The organism is Chryseobacterium sp. MYb328 (genome assembly GCF_037572595.1).
In the GTDB taxonomy this organism is placed as follows: domain Bacteria; phylum Bacteroidota; class Bacteroidia; order Flavobacteriales; family Weeksellaceae; genus Chryseobacterium; species Chryseobacterium pennae.
This window is the reverse complement of the sequence record NZ_JBBGZQ010000004.1, coordinates 204,170-223,100: the sequence shown is the minus strand read 5'-3', so window position 1 is coordinate 223,100 and position 18,931 is coordinate 204,170. Positions and strand designations below refer to the sequence as shown.

Annotated in this window: 1 protein-coding gene (only partly in view); it reads left to right on the top strand. The window is 39.2% G+C overall.

Features of this window, described 5'->3' with window-relative positions; all coding sequences use genetic code 11:
• Positions 1-18,931: the 3' portion of a non-ribosomal peptide synthase/polyketide synthase gene (locus WH267_RS06645; RefSeq protein ID WP_340006735.1), read on the top strand. It extends 25,280 nt beyond the left edge of the window; only the last 18,931 of its 44,211 coding nucleotides appear in the window; its start codon lies beyond the left edge, outside the window; the stop codon is at positions 18,929-18,931.

The window sequence follows — 18,931 nt, the reverse complement described above, 5'->3', positions numbered from 1 at the left end:
CAGATTAGAAAGTGATCATTATCTCACCGTTGTCATTCATCATATTGCATTTGACGGATGGTCTACCGATATATTCCTGAGAGAGCTGCAAACAGTTTATGATGCTTTGGTTAATAGTCAGGATTATGAACTTCCGGAATTAAAAATTCAGTACAAAGACTTTGCCTTATGGCAGAGAAGCTATCTTTCAGGAGAACGCCTTGATAACCAGGTTGGATATTGGAAAAGAAAGCTGGATGATTTCCAGACTCTGAACCTTCCAACAGATTATAAAAGACCTGCTCAGGTTTCTTACGAAGGAGATACCATTGATTTTATTATCGACCCTAAAGTAGCGGCAAACCTTAGAAATACCTCTAAAGAACTGGGAATAAGTCTCTACAGTGTAATGCTGAGCGGATATTACCTGATGCTGTCTGCGTATTCCGGTCAGGATGATATTCTGGTAGGTAGCCCTATTGCGAACCGTCACCATGAAGGACTTGAAGATATTATCGGATTCTTTGTGAATACCTTTGCTTTAAGAGAAAAAATAGATCCGGAACAGAGCCTTAAAGATTTTATTATTCAGGTATCGACCTCCGTTATAGAAGCACAGTCTCATCAGGATCTTCCGTTTGAAAAGCTTGTAGAAGAGCTGGGAGTGGAAAAAGATATGTCCCGTCATCCTGTTTTCCAGGTGATGTTCGGACTGCAGAGCTCTGGAGGAAATTCTGATAACAGAGAAGAATTATTCCATCCTTTTGAGGGACAGACAGACTATCAGGTAGCTAAATTTGACCTGACAGCGATGATTGATGATGGAGAGGAAACCATAAAAGGCTTCTTCAATTATGCAAAAACCATCTTCTCCAAAGAAACGATCACTAGCATGATCAATTCTTATGTATACCTTCTCGATCAGGTGTTTGGTACGGATAAAGTCATCAATCTGGAAAATATCAGGCTGGGTAATCTTAGCCTTGTATCTCCGGAAGAAAATAAAAAGATTGTAAAAGAATGGAATGCCACAGAGAATGCATATCCATCAGACAAAACAATTCATGAGCTGTTTGAAAATCAGGCTGAAATAACGCCTGATCATATAGCTTTAGTATATAAAGATGTCAAGCTTTCTTATAAAGAACTGAATGAGAGATCCAACCGTTTGGCCAACCATTTAATAGGTGCTTATAACCTTCAGCCAGACGAACTCGTTCCATTATGTTTAGATCGTTCCGAGAATATGCTGATTGCTATTTTAGCAGTATTAAAATCCGGAGCAGGCTATGTTCCTATGGATCCTTCTTATCCAGCAGATAGAATAGAACATATTCTTCAGGACACCGGAGCAAGATTGATATTAGGTCAGGAAAGTACCGTTGAAAAACTAAAAACTCAAGCAGTAGATATAATTTCATTAGACGAAATTACTTTTAAAGCAGCACTTGAAACAGAATCCATTAATAATCCTGTTACCAGTACTCAACCCAATAATTTAGCTTATGTTATTTTCACCAGTGGAACCACCGGACTTCCAAAAGGAGTAATGGTTGAACACAGGAATGTATCCAACCTGATTCATCAGGAATCCAGAGAATTCGGATTGCTTGAAAACGGAGTTCAGAAGAACTGTTTATGGTATGCAAACTATGTATTTGATGCCCATGTTTGGGAATTATATCCATCCATTACTCATGGCCATACCATCTATATTTTAGAAAAAGAACTTCAAACGGATCTGTCTGCCTTAAAAGATTATATCGAAGAGAACAGTATCAGAATAGCAACCATTCCACCGGTATTATTAACGCGAGACTCTATTTTACCATTAGAAAAGCTTGTGGTAGCCGGAGATGTTACCAATCCACAGGTAATGGCGATGTACAAAGAACATGGAGTAGATCTGATCAACGCTTACGGGCCAACAGAAACTACGGTATGTGCTACATTACATCATTATAACGAAGATGAAAATCCGGTGAATATCGGAGGTCCAATTGGAAATATGACGGCTTATGTCTTGGATAATCACCATCGTATAGTTCCTGTAGGCGCTATAGGAGAGCTTTATGTAGGCGGATCCGGAATTGCCAGAGGCTATCTGAACAGATTGGATCTTACCGAAGAACGTTTCATTACGAATCCTTTCCAGACAGAAGATCAGAAATCAAAAGGAGAGAACGGACGTTTATACAAAACCGGAGACTTAGTACGCTGGTTATCCAATGGAGAACTTGAATACATCGGAAGAAATGACTTCCAGGTTAAAATCCGTGGGTATAGAATCGAATTGGGAGAGATTGAAAATCAGCTATTGGGTTATCCTGGAATCAGTCAGGTTGCAGTTTTAGCCAAAGAAAATACTTCAGGCTTAAAATACCTTGCAGGCTATTATGTTTCTGAAAATGAGATAGATTCATCTTTGCTATCAGAGTATCTGTCAGAATCATTACCAGAATACATGGTTCCATCAGTGTTTGTTCACTTACTCTCTTTACCTCTTACAATCAATGGTAAATTGGATAAGAAAGCATTACCTGAGCCAGAATTTACAGGCAGTAAAAACTATATTGCACCGGAGACAGATCTTGAAAAACAGCTTGTTGCAGTATATGGTGAAGTATTAGGAATTAATGCTGAAACGATCAGTATTCATGACGATTTCTTCAGATTAGGAGGGGATAGTATCATCAGTATTCAGTTGGTAGGAAGGATGAAGCAACGTTTGGATGTAAGAGTCAATGTAAAAGAGGTCTTTTCATCAAGAACTCCGGCAGTACTGGCAAAACTTATTGAAGAAAAGAAATCTGCTACACAGATTGAACTGCTTACTGAACAGGGAATTCTTGCCGGAAATGTTCCATTTTTACCAATTCAGGAATGGTTCTTCAGTCAGATAGAATTAGGATATCTTCCGGATTTTAATCACTGGAATCAATCATTTTTATTGAATGTTCCCGAATTGGATAAGGCAATTTTTGAACAAAGTATTAACCTTCTGATTGAAAAACATGATGTATTCAGAATGCAGTATCCGAAAGAAAACGGATTATATAGTCAGCAATACGGAGATGAGAAAGCTTTTGCAGAAATCAGTTATATTGACGTTTCATCAATACATTCAGATGAATTACCCGAGATATTTACAGGATGGCAGAAACAATTTGACATAGAAAAAGGACCGTTATATCATATAGGTTATATTACGGGATATGAAGATCATACAGCCAGAATTTTCTTTGCTTTCCATCACCTGATTATCGATGTGGTAAGCTGGAGAATCATCACTGAAGACTTAAAGAATATTTACCAATCCCTTGAAAAAGGTGAAAACTATCAGATAAAGAAAGGAAGCAGCTACCGTCAATGGACAGAAGCCATAAAAGGCTATAAATCTGAAAATTCAGAAGCCAGAGACCTGGAATTATCGTATTGGAACAGAATCACAAAGACAGTGAACCAAACCAATAATGCACTGGAAGCGCTTTCTGTTCAGAAGCAACACCATGATATTCTTGCGCTGGATAAAGAGTATACTGAAAAACTGATCAGAGAAAGCCATCATGTCTATCAAACTCAGATCAATGATCTTTTACTATCTGCATTAGCAACAGCACTTGGAGACTTGACAGGAGATAGCCACCATGCTGTCTTATTGGAAAGTCACGGGCGTGAAGAAATATTTGATAACCTGGATATTACTGAAACAGTTGGCTGGTTTACTTCTATGTATCCGCTATTGCTGGAAACAGGAAAAGAAGTAAATGAGACCGTAGTTCTGACCAAAGAAGCACTGAGAAGTATTCCAAACAATGGTATTGGTTATGGAAACCTGGTAGGGTATACAGATCAGGAACTTCCAAAAATAAGTTTCAACTATCTTGGACAGCTTGATCAGGAAGAAAATTCGGGAGAAAAAACATGGTTTATTGCGGCTGAAGATAATGGAGTTTCCATTGGAGAATCTAACCGTGGAAGTTATCTTATCGGAATCAATGGGGCTGTTGTAGATGGAGAACTTCGTTTTAGAATTTCAGCTCATTTAGAGCAGGACAAGGTAACACGGTTTGCTCAGAGTTTTAAAGATCAGATGATTACCATTATTGATGAACTGTCTAAAAACACAAGAAGTTTCCTTACTCCGTCAGATATAGATCATATCATAAGTGCTAAGCAACTTGTCAATCTCCAGGAATCAGTTGAGATTGAAGGCGTATATCTTGCGAACAGTCTTCAGGAAGGATTTGTATATCATGCATTGAGTCAGGGAGATAAAGATGATGCTTACCGTATACAGTTAACCTGGGATTATCTTGCTGAGATCAATACAGATAAGCTTAAAGAAGCGTGGTCACATACCCAGCAGCAGTTTCCTGCATTACGACTTAGATTTGACTGGAGCGAAGAGATTGTTCAGGTTATTGATAAAGAAAGTCCTCTGGACTGGCGTTATCAGGATATAACCGGAATGAATGAAGAAGAGCAGGAGGAACTGATTAAGGAATTGACTCAGAAAGATCGTTTTGAAGTCTATGATCTGTCAGAAAGCAGACTGTTCAGAGTCTATCTGTTCAAACGTTCAGAGAAACATTATACCTGCCTGTTCAGCAACCATCATGCTGTATTGGATGGATGGAGTATGCCGATCATCCTGAAAAGAATCCATGATATTTATCTGAGTTTGATTAAAGATCAGAAATCTGAATGGATGACCGATCAGGCCTATATCAATACCCAAAAATACCTTCAACAGCATAAAGATGCCAGCCGAAGCTTCTGGAAAGACTATATGGCAACCCTTGAAGATCGTGAAGACCTGAGCAGTCTGATTAAAGACTCTCAAAGACATATCGATCTTGGAACCTATCGCCAGATCAAAGAGCATAGCCTTGTGACAATGACGATTGGAGATGATCAGTATCAGCAGTTGAAAAGATTTACCACTGAAAACGGATTTACCGTGAATGCTGTTCTCCAGTATCTATGGCATAATCAGTTGAGAATATACAGTGGACTGGAAACTACCGTTGTAGGAACCACCGTGTCCGGACGAAGCTTACCTGTAGATGGAATAGAATCTTCCGCAGGGTTATTTATCAACACACTTCCATTGATTGTACAGCATAAAGAAGGTCTGGTGACTGATGTTATTTCAGAGATTCAGCATAGATCCAGTGAGTTGAATACCCATAGTGATATGAGCCTTGCTGAACTTAATCAGGATTCAAGCCGTATTTTCAGTAGTTTATTTGTATATGAAAACTATCCGGTGCCTGAAGCAGGTGAGGACAGTAATGAAGTGGGATTTGTTTTCAAAGGAGGAGTAGAAAAACTGGATTACCCATTAGGAATCATGGCGTTTGAACATGGGGACAGTGTAATTATGAAGATTAATTATGAAGGAGCTCTCTTTGAACATAAAACAATGGAGAATCTGACAGAAGGGATGAAGAGTATTTTGGCTCAAATGTTAGAAAACTGGAAAATTACATCTGGTGAACTTTCCTATCTTCCAAAAGAACAGTTAGAATTAATGCAGATATGGAATGCCACAGAGAATGCGTATCCATCAGACAGAACAATTCATGAGCTGTTTGAAAATCAGGCTGAAATAACACCTGATCATACAGCTTTAGTATATAAAGATGTCAAGCTTTCTTATAAAGAACTGAATGAGAGATCCAACCGTTTGGCCAACCATTTAATAGGTGCTTATAACCTTCAGCCAGACGAACTCGTTCCATTATGTTTAGATCGTTCCGAGAATATGCTGATTGCTATTTTAGCAGTATTAAAATCCGGAGCAGGCTATGTTCCTATGGATCCTTCTTATCCAGCAGATAGAATAGAACATATTCTTCAGGACACCGGAGCAAGATTGATATTAGGTCAGGAAAGTACCGTTGAAAAACTAAAAACTCAAGCAGTAGATATAATTTCATTAGACGAAATTACTTTTAAAGCAGCACTTGAAACAGAATCCATTAATAATCCTGTTACCAGTACTCAACCCAATAATTTAGCTTATGTTATTTTCACCAGTGGAACCACCGGACTTCCAAAAGGAGTAATGGTTGAACACAGGAATGTATCCAACCTGATTCATCAGGAATCCAGAGAATTCGGATTGCTTGAAAACGGAGTTCAGAAGAACTGTTTATGGTATGCAAACTATGTATTTGATGCCCATGTTTGGGAATTATATCCATCCATTACTCATGGCCATACCATCTATATTTTAGAAAAAGAACTTCAAACGGATCTGTCTGCCTTAAAAGATTATATCGAAGAGAACAGTATCAGAATAGCAACCATTCCACCGGTATTATTAACGCGAGACTCTATTTTACCATTAGAAAAGCTTGTGGTAGCCGGAGATGTTACCAATCCACAGGTAATGGCGATGTACAAAGAACATGGAGTAGATCTGATCAACGCTTACGGGCCAACAGAAACTACGGTATGTGCTACATTACATCATTATAACGAAGATGAAAATCCGGTGAATATCGGAGGTCCAATTGGAAATATGACGGCTTATGTCTTGGATAATCACCATCGTATAGTTCCTGTAGGCGCTATAGGAGAGCTTTATGTAGGCGGATCCGGAATTGCCAGAGGCTATCTGAACAGATTGGATCTTACCGAAGAACGTTTCATTACGAATCCTTTCCAGACAGAAGATCAGAAATCAAAAGGAGAGAACGGACGTTTATACAAAACCGGAGACTTAGTACGCTGGTTATCCAATGGAGAACTTGAATACATCGGAAGAAATGACTTCCAGGTTAAGATCCGTGGGTATAGAATCGAATTGGGAGAGATTGAAAATCAGCTATTGGGTTATCCTGAAATCAGCCAGGTTGCAGTTTTAGCCAAAGAAAATACTTCAGGCTTAAAATACCTTGCAGGCTATTATGTTTCTGAAAATGAGATAGATTCATCTTTGCTATCAGAATATCTGTCAGAATCATTACCAGAATACATGGTTCCATCAGTGTTTGTTCACTTACTCTCTTTACCGCTGACAATCAATGGTAAATTGGATAAGAAAGCATTACCTGAGCCAGAATTTACAGGTAGTAAAAACTATATTGCACCGGAGACAGATCTTGAAAAACAGCTTGTTGCGGTATATGGTGAAGTATTAGGAATTAATGCTGAAACGATCAGTATTCATGACGATTTCTTCAGATTAGGAGGAAACAGTATCATGGCCGTTAAACTAATCAGCAAAATCAGACAGGAGCTGGATCTGCAGGTCAATGTAGGCATGGTGTTTAATCATAAAACTGTGGCCTCTCTTTCCTATGCTTTAGCTCATGAAAATCATAACGAAAATGGAATAAACATAGTTCCTGTTAAGGTAAATTCCCCTGAAGAGCAACGATTGTCCTTTGCCCAGGAAAGACTTTGGTTTATAGAATCCTATGAAGGCGGAAGCAGTGCCTATAACATTCCTATTATTACAAGATTAGATGACAGTATTCAGCTGAATCTTTTTGAGGAATCTTTGAGAACGGTAATAATGCGTCATGATATACTTCGGTCAATGATTCATACTACTGAGAACGGAATAGGATATCAATTAGTTACAGACCTTGTTCCTGAGATTAAAATTTCAGAAGTAAATAACGAATCAGAATTGGAGCATGCTGTCAACAGATGTGTGAATAAAGTTTTCAGCCTGGATGAAGAAACTCCTGTAGAGATCAATATTTTCAAACTTGCAGGGCATGCCTATCTGTCTATTGTTGTTCATCACATTGCTTTTGATGGCTGGTCTATAGATGTTTTCTTAAAAGAAGTAGCTTCCATTTACTATAGTCTTTCTGATGGAAAAGAACCGGAACTTTCTCCGGTAAAAGTTCAGTATAAAGACTTTGCATTATGGCAGCGTGAGTATCTTTCAGGAGATCGCCTTGAAAATCAGATTGGATATTGGAAAAATAAACTGGATGATTTCCAGAACCTGGAATTGCCTTCAGATTTCAAAAGACCATCTCAAATATCCTACGAAGGAGAAAATCTTTATTTCAACCTGAATACAGAGCAGGGAGAAAAACTTAGAGCCCTTTCCCAAAAGTTAGGCGTAAGTCTGTACAGTGTAATGCTGGGAGGTTATTATCTGATGCTGTCTGCTTATTCCGGACAGGACGATATTGTGGTGGGAAGCGCGATAGCGAACCGTCACCATGCGGGCCTTGAGGAGATCATCGGTTTCTTTGTCAATACCTTGGCTTTAAGAGAAAAAGTAGATCCGGCACAGAATATCAGTGATTTCATTCTTCAGGTATCAAAATCAGTCAATGAAGCTCAGTCTCATCAGGATCTTCCATTTGAAAAACTGGTGGATGAGCTTGGCGTGGAGCAGGATACTTCAAGACACCCTGTTTTCCAGGTAATGTTTGGACTTCAAAGTATTGATGGAGACGTTAAAGCCAATAAGGAAGAAGCATTATTCCATCCTTTTACCGGAGAAGTAGATTATAAGGCTGCTAAATTTGATCTTACCACAATGATTGACGATGACGGAGAAAATATCCGGATCATGTTCAATTATGCGAAAGCTTTATTTAAAGAAGAAACCATTATCCGAATGGCAGGTTCTTATCAGCTTCTTTTAGATCAGATGATAGACACCAATCCGGATCAGACACCAATCCGTAATCTTTCACTCATATCAGAAGAAGAAACACAGCAGATCATCACAGAATGGAATGCCACGCAGGAAGACTATCCATCAGAAATGACCATTCATAAGTTATTTGAATATCAGGCAGAAAAAAATCCTGATACAATAGCTTTGGTATACAATGATGTTAAACTTTCATATCGTGAACTGAATGAAAGATCCAACCGTTTGGCTAATCATCTGATCCATCAATACCAGACTCAGCCTGACGATTTGGTACCACTATGTCTTGAAAGATCCGAAGATATGCTGATTGCAATTCTTGCCGTATTAAAGGCGGGAGCTGCTTACGTACCAATGGATCCATCCTATCCTGCAGACAGAATAGGTCACATCCTGGAAGATACCCAGGCAAAATTGGTCATTGCACAGGAAAGTACCATCGATAAATTACAGAATATAAACGTCATTTCACTTGATGAAGTGACTCTTAAAGCAACACTTGAAACAGAAGTAGCTAATAATCCTGTTACAGAAGTCCATTCAGGGAATCTTGCTTACGTGATCTATACCAGTGGAACCACAGGACTTCCTAAAGGAGTAATGATTGAGCATAAAGGAGTAATAAACCTCATCAGATCAATGATAAAGGCACACCAGCTTGAAGAATATCAGGAAGTAGGATGCTATTCCAATTATGTATTTGATGCCTTTGTGTATGAAGCATTCTCTGTATTATGCAACGGAAATTCCCTATGGCTATACAACAATGAGCTTAGAACTTCAGTGAATGAGCTTAATGATTATATTAAAACCAATGCCATAGAAGTTTCCTTTATTCCACCAGTTTTGTTGAGAGAAATTGTGGAAAATGGAACAGGTTTAAAACTGATCTTCTCAGGAGGAGAAAGTTTCCCGGCATTGGATAAAAATATTGAAAATATTACCCTTGTCAACGAATACGGGCCAACAGAAGGAACGGTATGTGTTACACTGCACGATTACAAAGAAGATAAAAACCCGTTGAATATTGGGGGAGCGATTGCCAATACAACTTTATATGTTCTTGATGCTCAATATCGCCCTGTTCCTGTAGGAGCTGTAGGTGAATTGTTTATCGGAGGGGCAGGTATTGCCAGAGGCTATCTGAACAGGCCTGAGCTTACTGAAGAGCGTTTTATGGTAAATCCGTTCCAGACCTTGGATCAGAAAGAAAAAGATGAAAACAGCCGTTTATACAGAACCGGAGATTTAGTTCGATGGTTACCAAACGGAGAACTGGAATACAGAGGAAGAAACGACTTCCAGGTGAAGATTCGTGGTCACAGAATTGAGTTGGGAGAGATAGAAAATACCCTGCTTCAATTGGAAGGCATTCGTCAGACGGCTGTTTTGGCAAGAGAAAATAAATCAGGAGTAAAGTATCTGGCAGCTTACTATGTTTCAGATTCAGCTATGGATGCTGATCAGCTTTCAGAATATGTATCAGAATCTCTTCCGGAATATATGGTTCCAGGTGCTTTTGTTCACTTAGCTGAACTTCCGCTTACTATTAATGGTAAGCTGGACAGAAGAGCATTACCTGAACCTGAATTTACAGGCGGTAAAGACTATGTAGCTGCTGAAACAGAACTTCAGTCACAGCTTTGCCAAATCTATGGAGATGTTCTGGGGCTTGATCCTGATACCATCAGTATTCATAACGATTTCTTCAGATTAGGAGGGGACAGTATTATCAGTATTCAGCTGGTAGGAAAGATCCGCCAGCAGCTAGAAGTAAGAGTAAGTGTAAAAGAAGTCTTTACTGCCCGAACGGTAGCCTCATTGTCTCAGCTTATAGAAGATAAAAAACATGGAAATGAAGCCAATATTCTTACCGAGCAGGGAATCCTTACAGGAGAAGTTCCGCTTCTGCCGGTACAGGAATGGTTCTTTGAGCAAAAAGAATCCGGTTACCTTACAGCATTCAATCACTGGAACCAGGCATTCATCATTAATGTTCCGGAGCTTAACAAAGTTCTGTTTGAACAGGCTATAGACTTATTACTGACGAAACATGATGCCTTCAGATTGGGATATACAGGTCATACTCAGGAATATAAATCAGGAGAAAATGCTCCTGAAATCAATTATCTTGACGCTTCTGATCTGAAACCGGAAGAACTGGCTGATATATTCACAGACTGGCAGTCCCATTTTGATATTGAAAACGGTTCTCTATATCAGATTGGATATGTTGATGGTTATCAGGATGGAAGTGCAAGAATATTTTTTGCATTCCACCACCTTATTATCGATGCCGTAAGCTGGAGAATCCTTACCGAAGACCTGAAGAATATCTATCAGACCCTTGAAAAAGGAGAAAATTATCAGGTTCAGAAAGGAAGCAGCTACCGTCAGTGGGTAGAAGCCATCAGAAGCTATAAAAAAGAAACTCCGGAATCCAGAGATCAAGAAACCACGTATTGGAATCATATTGCTGATATTGTTGAAGAAAGTAATTCAACATTATCTAAACTCATTACAGGAGAATACCAGCATGGTCACCTTCAATTGGATAAAGAATCCACAGGAACTCTGATTCGTGGAATACATCATGTATACCATACTCAGATCAATGATTTGTTGCTTTCAGCTTTAGCACAGGCTCTTACAAAGGTTACGGGGGATAAGTGTCATGCTATTCTGTTGGAAGGTCATGGACGTGAAGAAGTATTCAGCCAGTTAGATATCACTGAAACGATGGGATGGTTCACCACCATGTATCCGGTACAGCTGGAATCAGGAAAATCATCAAAAGACACCGTTATCCTGACCAAAGAATCTTTGAGAAGCATCCCGAATAATGGAATCGGTTACGGTAGCCTGGTAGGCTATACAAACCGTGGATTACCGAAGATCAGTTTCAATTACTTAGGCCAGCTTGACAAAGAAGATGTATCAGGTGAGAAAACATGGTTCATTGCAGCCGAAGATACCGGAGCAGGAGTTGGAGCTTCCAACCGTGACAGTCATTTCGTAAGTATCAATGGTGCAGTTGTTGACGGTCAGCTTCGCTTCGGAATTTCAGGATACCTTTCAGCTGAAAACATTACCCTTTTATCCGAAAGCTTCAAACAGAATCTGGAATCCATTATTAAGAACCTTTCAGAAGAGAACAGAAGCTACCTTACGGCATCAGATGTAGATCATGTGGTGGAAAAGACTCAGCTTTCAGCGATTCAGGAAAAAGGAGAAATAGAAGGAGTATATCTTGCCAACAGCTTACAGGAAGGATTTGTCTATCATGCCCTGAACCAGGGAGAAACAGACGATGCCTACAGAGTACAGCTGATGTGGGAGTATCGTGCTAAAATAAATACAGAGAAATTAAAAAATTCATGGAAATTAACCCAGGCACAATATCCAACCCTTCGTGTCAGATTTGACTGGAATGGAGAAATCGTACAGGTAATAGACAAAAAAGGAGAATTAGACTGGAGATATCAGGATATCAGTGCTCTGTCTGAAGAAGAGCAGGAAAAATTGATCAAAGAAATCACTCATAACGATCGTTTTGAAGGATATGACCTGACCAAAGGAAATCTGTTCAGAGTCTATCTTTTCAAACGAAATGAAGAATATTACAGTTGCCTGTTCAGTAACCATCATGCTATACTGGATGGATGGAGTATGCCTGTGATGATGAATAGCGTTCATGAGGCATATCTGAGCCAAGTGAATAATGAAGAATATGTGCTGTCAATAGACCAGGCATATGCCGCGAGTCAAAAATATTTACAGGTCAACAAAAAAGCTGGCCGTAGCTTCTGGGATCAGTATATGACTCTTCTTGAAGATCAGGAAGATCTGAAAAGCCTTGTAAAAGAAGATCAAAGACAGATAGATTTAGGAACTTATCGTCATATCAGAGATCATCAGAAAGTAACAATGTTGATAAACGGAGACAGATATCACCATTTGAAAGACTTTACGAAAGCTCATGGGCTAACAGTAAATGCTGTATTGCAATATTTATGGCACAGCCAGTTAAAACTGTATAGCGGATTGCAGACAACAGTAGTAGGAACTACTGTTTCCGGAAGAAGCTTACCTGTGGATGGTATAGAATCCTCAGCCGGATTGTATATCAATACCTTACCGTTAATTGTTAATCATGAAGACGGTCGTGTCATAGATCGTATCTTGGAAATTCAAAACAGGATCAGTGATCTGAATACCCATAGTGACATCAACCTTGCAGAGCTTCACCATGACGGACGTCGTATCTTCAGTAGTTTATTTGTGTATGAAAATTATCCTGTTCCAAAAGGAGAAGGAAGCAATGAACTTGGTTTTATATTCAAAGATTCTGTGGAAAAACTGGATTACCCTCTAGGAATAATGGCTTCAGAACAGGGAGAAAGTGTATTGCTTAAACTGAACTATGAAGGCGCTCTTTTTGAAAACAAAACCATGAAGCAGCTGATGGATGGGATGGAAATTATTCTGAATCAGATTCTTGATAATCCTGAAATGACATCCGATGCCCTTTCTTATATTTCAGAGAGCCAATGGGAGCAGATGTTTGCCTGGAATGATACCCAATTGAGCTATCCGTCAGATAAAACAATTCACAGCCTATTTGAAGATCAGGTGCTGAAAACTCCCGATAATATTGCTCTGGTCTATGAAGACATAAAACTTTCATATCGTGAATTGAATGAACGCTCAAACCGCCTGGCCAATTACCTGATCAAAGTTTATGACATTCAGCCGGATGACTTAATCCCTTTATGCTTAGAACGTTCAGAAAATATGCTGATTGGAGTTCTTGCTGTATTAAAAGCCGGAGCAGCTTATGTTCCAATGGATACTTCTTATCCGGCAGAAAGAATAGAATACATCCTGTCAGATACCAAAGCTAAAATTATGTTGGCTCAGGAAAGTACAGTAGAGAAGTTACAGGATATGAATGTAGATGTTATTTCTTTAAATAATACCTCATTCAAACAGGTCGTTGAAAAAGAAGACGCTTCTAATCCGGTGACAGCTATTCAGCCGAACAATCTTGCCTATGTGATCTACACCAGCGGAACCACAGGACATCCAAAAGGAGTAATGGTTGAACATACAAGTGTGGTGAACCGTATTGTCTGGATGAATGATACCTATCCTTTGGTACCAACAGATAATATCCTGCAGAAAACGCCTTATACATTTGATGTTTCCGTTTGGGAATTATTCTGGGCTCATTTCTATGGGGCATGTATCGTATTTGCACGTCCGGAAGGACATAAAGATCCAGAATACTTAGCTGAAGTTATTCAAAAGACCGATGTGACCATTTTACACTTTGTACCTTCTATGTTAAGTGCCTTTGAGGAAACATTAGACACTAAAGAAGAGTTGCAGGCCATGGTAAAAAGCTTAAGATACATTTTCTGTAGTGGAGAAGCTCTACCATTAAAACAGGTACAGGATGCACGAAGATTAATGAGCCATGCTGAGATTCATAACCTTTACGGGCCAACGGAAGCTACCGTGGATGTTCTGTATTATGACTGTAATGATCCTGCTATTCAGAACGTATTGATTGGGCAGCCGATTGCCAATACAGCAGTTTATGTACTTGATAAATTCTTACATCCGGTTCCTATCGGAGGAGTAGGAGAACTGTACATCGGCGGTGTAGGCGTTGCCAGAGGATATCTGAACAGACCGGAGCTGACGGAAGAACGCTTCATTGCAAATCCATTCCAAACCAATAAAGAAAAAGACGAAAAATATAACGGGACCTTATATAAAACAGGAGATCTAGTAAGATGGGTGTCCGGTGGAAACATAGAATACCTGGGTAGAAATGACTTCCAGGTGAAAGTTCGTGGTTTCCGTATCGAACTTGGTGAAATTGAAAATGCTCTGGTAAAATATTCCGATATCCGCCAGGTAGCAGTATTGGCCAAAGAAAATAATGCAGGTGTAAAATATCTCGTAGCTTACTATGTTTCTGATAACGAATTAAATGATGAACAATTGACTGAATTCCTGTCTGCAACATTACCGGAATACATGGTACCAAACATTTTTGTTCATCTGAAAGCATTACCTGTTACCCTTAATGGAAAACTGGACAGAAAACAGTTACCGGAACCGGAATTAAAAGGAAGCCATGAATATACTGCGCCAGAGAATGAATTGCAGGAAAAACTATGTAAGGTTTATGGTGAAGTATTAGGAATAGACTCCGAAACGATCAGCATTCATGACGACTTCTTCAGACTGGGAGGAAACAGTATTATGGCGATAAAGCTGATCAGTAAGATCAGGCTGACATTGGATATGCAGGCTAACGTTGCAATGATATTCAATCATAAAACAGTGACGTCTTTATCAGTGGCTTTAATGGAAAATATCCAGGAAGATCAGATCATCATACTTCCTTCGAAAGTAGATTCATTGGAAGACCAGCGACTGTCTTTTGCCCAGGAAAGACTTTGGTTTATAGAATCCTATGAAGGCGGAAGTAGCGCATATAACATTCCGATGACGGTTAGCCTGAGCAGAAAAACTGATATTCCGGCTTTACGCAAAGCTCTAGAAACAGTAATCCAGCGTCACGAAGTACTTCGTACATTCATTATGACTACGGAAAACGGAGTGGGCTATCAGGTGGTTACTGATCTTCTTCCCGAAATCAGAACTATAGAAGCAGGAAACAGAGAAGAACTGGAGGAGCTTGTAAACAGAAGCGCTCATAAGGTATTCCGTCTGGAAGAAGAGATTCCTGTTGCAGTCAATATTTTCAAGTTAGATAATATCAGCTACCTGTCAGTAGTTATTCATCACATTGCTTTTGATGGATGGTCTACCGATATATTCCTGAAAGAAGTGGCTGAAGCTTATCATGCCATTGCCGGAGGAAAACAGCCGGAGCTTCCTGAATTAAATATTCAATACAAGGATTTTGCATTATGGCAAAGAAACTATCTTACAGGAGAACGTCTAGATAACCAGATTAACTATTGGAAAACAAAACTGGATGACTATCAGAGTTTAGATCTTCCGGTAGATTTCCACAGACCGGCTGAGATTTCTTATGATGGTGATACTGCTAGATTTAATATCCCTGAAGCAATGGCGCTTGGATTGAAAGACATTTCTAGAAATCTTGGAGTAAGCTTGTACAATGTCATGTTAAGTGGTTATTATCTAACTCTTTCTACCTATTCAGGCCAGGAAGATATTATAGTGGGAAGCCCGATTGCCAACCGTCATTATGCAGGGCTTGAAGATCTTATCGGGTTCTTTGTGAATACATTAGCCCTGAGAGAGAAAATTGATCCTAAACAAAATATAAAGGATTTCATTCTGCAGGTGTCAAAATCAGTCACAGAAGCTCAGGCTCATCAGGATCTTCCATTTGAAAAACTGGTGGAAGAACTGGGAGTAGAACAGGATACTTCAAGACATCCGGTGTTCCAGGTGATGTTTGGCCTTCAGACCAGTAACGCTGGAGGTGTTGCAGCTCAGGAAGAGGAGGTTATTTTCCAGCCTTTTGATGGTGATGTAGATTATCAGGCAGCGAAATTTGATCTGACAACAATGATTAACGAAAGTCCTGAAGGAATTCAGATGTCTTTCAACTATGCTACCTCTTTATTTAAAAAAGAGACAATAGCCCGTATAGCAAACACTTATCAACACCTGTTGGGCCAGATTGTACAGATTGAAAAATCCAATACTGATCATCTGAAAATAGGAGAGTTATCTCTTCTTTCAGAAACAGAGAACAGACAGATTATAGAGATATGGAATGATAACAGAAAAGCATATCAGGATAAAGCTACAATTCATCAACAATTTGAATATCAGGCTGCCAAAACACCTGATGATATGGCATTGGTATATCAGGATGTTAAACTATCTTACAATGAATTGAACGAAAGAGCAAATCAGTTGTCAAATTATCTCATCAAAGAATACAAGCTTCAGCCTGATGATCTTGTTCCATTATGTCTTGAACGTTCAGAAGATATGCTAGTGGCAATTCTTGCGATATTAAAGGCCGGAGCAGCGTATGTTCCGATGGATCCTTCTTATCCTGCAGATAGAATCAGTCATATTTTAAAAGATACGGGAGCTGAGGTGATTCTTATTCATGAAGAAGTAAAAGACAAGTTCAGTGAGGCTTCCTTAGAGGTGAATCTGGTTTTATTGAATGATAAAGCATTAATTGAAGAACTGTCAACAGCAGAGACTCATAATCCTGTTTCCCGTGTAACGTCAGACAATTTAGCGTATGTGATCTACACCAGTGGAACCACAGGACTTCCTAAAGGAGTCATGATTGAACATAAAGGGGTTATCAATCTGATCGATGCGATGACTGAAGTTCATCAGCTTGAAAAATACAAAAATGTAGGAGTCTATTCCAATTATGTATTTGATGCCTTTGTGTATGAAATATTCCCGTCTTTATGCAACGGAAATACCCTTTGGTTGTACAGTAATGAGCTTAGAACTTCAGTGAATGAGCTTAATGACTATATTAAAACCAATACCATAGAAGTTTCCTTTATTCCACCAGTCCTGTTGAGGGAAGTTGTGGATAACGGAACAAGTTTACAGCTGATCCATGCAGGAGGAGAAAGTTTCCCGGCGTTGAATAAAAACATCGAAAATATTACCCTTATCAATGAATACGGACCAACAGAAGGAACGGTGTGTGCTACGCTTCATGATTACAAAGAAGATCAAAACCCATTAAATATTGGTAAAGCAATTGCCAATACAACCCTATATGTTCTTGATGCTCAATATCGCCCTGTTCCTGATGGAGCCGTAGGAGAGCTGTACATTGGAGGAACGGGTGTTGCCAGAGGGTATCTGAACAGACCGGAACTTACTGAAGAACGCTTTATGGTTAATCCATTCCAGACAGCTGATCAGAAAGGAAAAGATGAAAACAGCCGTTTATACAGAACCGGAGATTTAGTACGCAGACTGGCTAATGGAGAATTGGAGTACATGGGAAGAAACGACTTCCAGGTGAAGATCCGAGGACATAGAATTGAGTTGGGAGAAATTGAAAATACCCTGCTTCAATATCCGGGCATTCGTCAGGCAGCCGTTCTGGTGAAAGAAGACAAAGGAAATATGAAATATCTTGTGGGATATTATGTTTCCAATCCGGTAATTGACCCTCTCCAGTTGTCAGAATTCTTATTGAAATCACTTCCGGAATATATGATTCCTAATGTTTTTGTTCATTTAACAGCTTTACCGTTGACGATTAATGGTAAACTGGACAGAAGACAGCTTCCAGAACCTGAATTTACAGGCGTATCAGAATATGCAGCTCCGGAAAATGAGCTTCAAAGACAGATTGCAGTAATTTATGGAGAAGTATTAGGTCTTGATCCTGAATCTATCAGTATTCATGATGATTTCTTCAGAGTAGGTGGAAACAGCATTATGGCGATAAAACTGATTAGCAGAATACAGCTGGTATTGGATGTAAAAGTGAAGATTGTAGATGTTTTCAAAGAAAGAACCATCAGTAAGCTGGCGGCTCTTATTACAAAATTCGGTAAAGAATACAGAACAGTATCCATCCTGAATGCAGTCAATAACAATCCGAATATATTCTTTATCCATCCAGGAAACGGAGGAAGTGAAGTATATCAGTCCCTCGCAGAACAACTGAAAACCAGCTATGACTGCTATGGCGTGGATTCTTATAACCTCTATCATGAAGAAAAGATTGATAACCTGAATAAACTGGCAGGATATTACCTGGATCACATCATTCAGATACAGGAAGAGACCCAGCAGGAAGAATATATTTTACTGGGATGGTCTCTGGGGGGAACCATTGCGCTGGAAATAGCTTCTCAACTGGAAAAACGAGGATGCAAGAAGATTAAAGTCTATCTGCTGGATACCATTTTCTATGCCTCAGATCAAAAATTAGTCAACTTCCTTTCATTCCCTTCCGATGAAGAATTGAGCAGCAAATTGGAAGTTCCTGTAGATCACAGCCATTTTATTGCTACAAAAAGCTTTATGTCGGCAGAGTTTACCATTGCAAGAGAACACATTTCTAATAGCCTTGGTTTTACAAAAGTGGTCTTATTAAAAGCAATGTTGGGTGGAGAAGGATTTGACGAATCATTTAATAATTATATGATGGATTGTACCTATAACAATGTAGACTCAGTTATAGAAAATCAGGAACTGTTATCAGTATATCCTGTGGAAGCTGCACACCAGTTTATGTTAGAAAAAGAAGAACAGATCATCGATATCATTAATAAAACAGTTGGACAATAA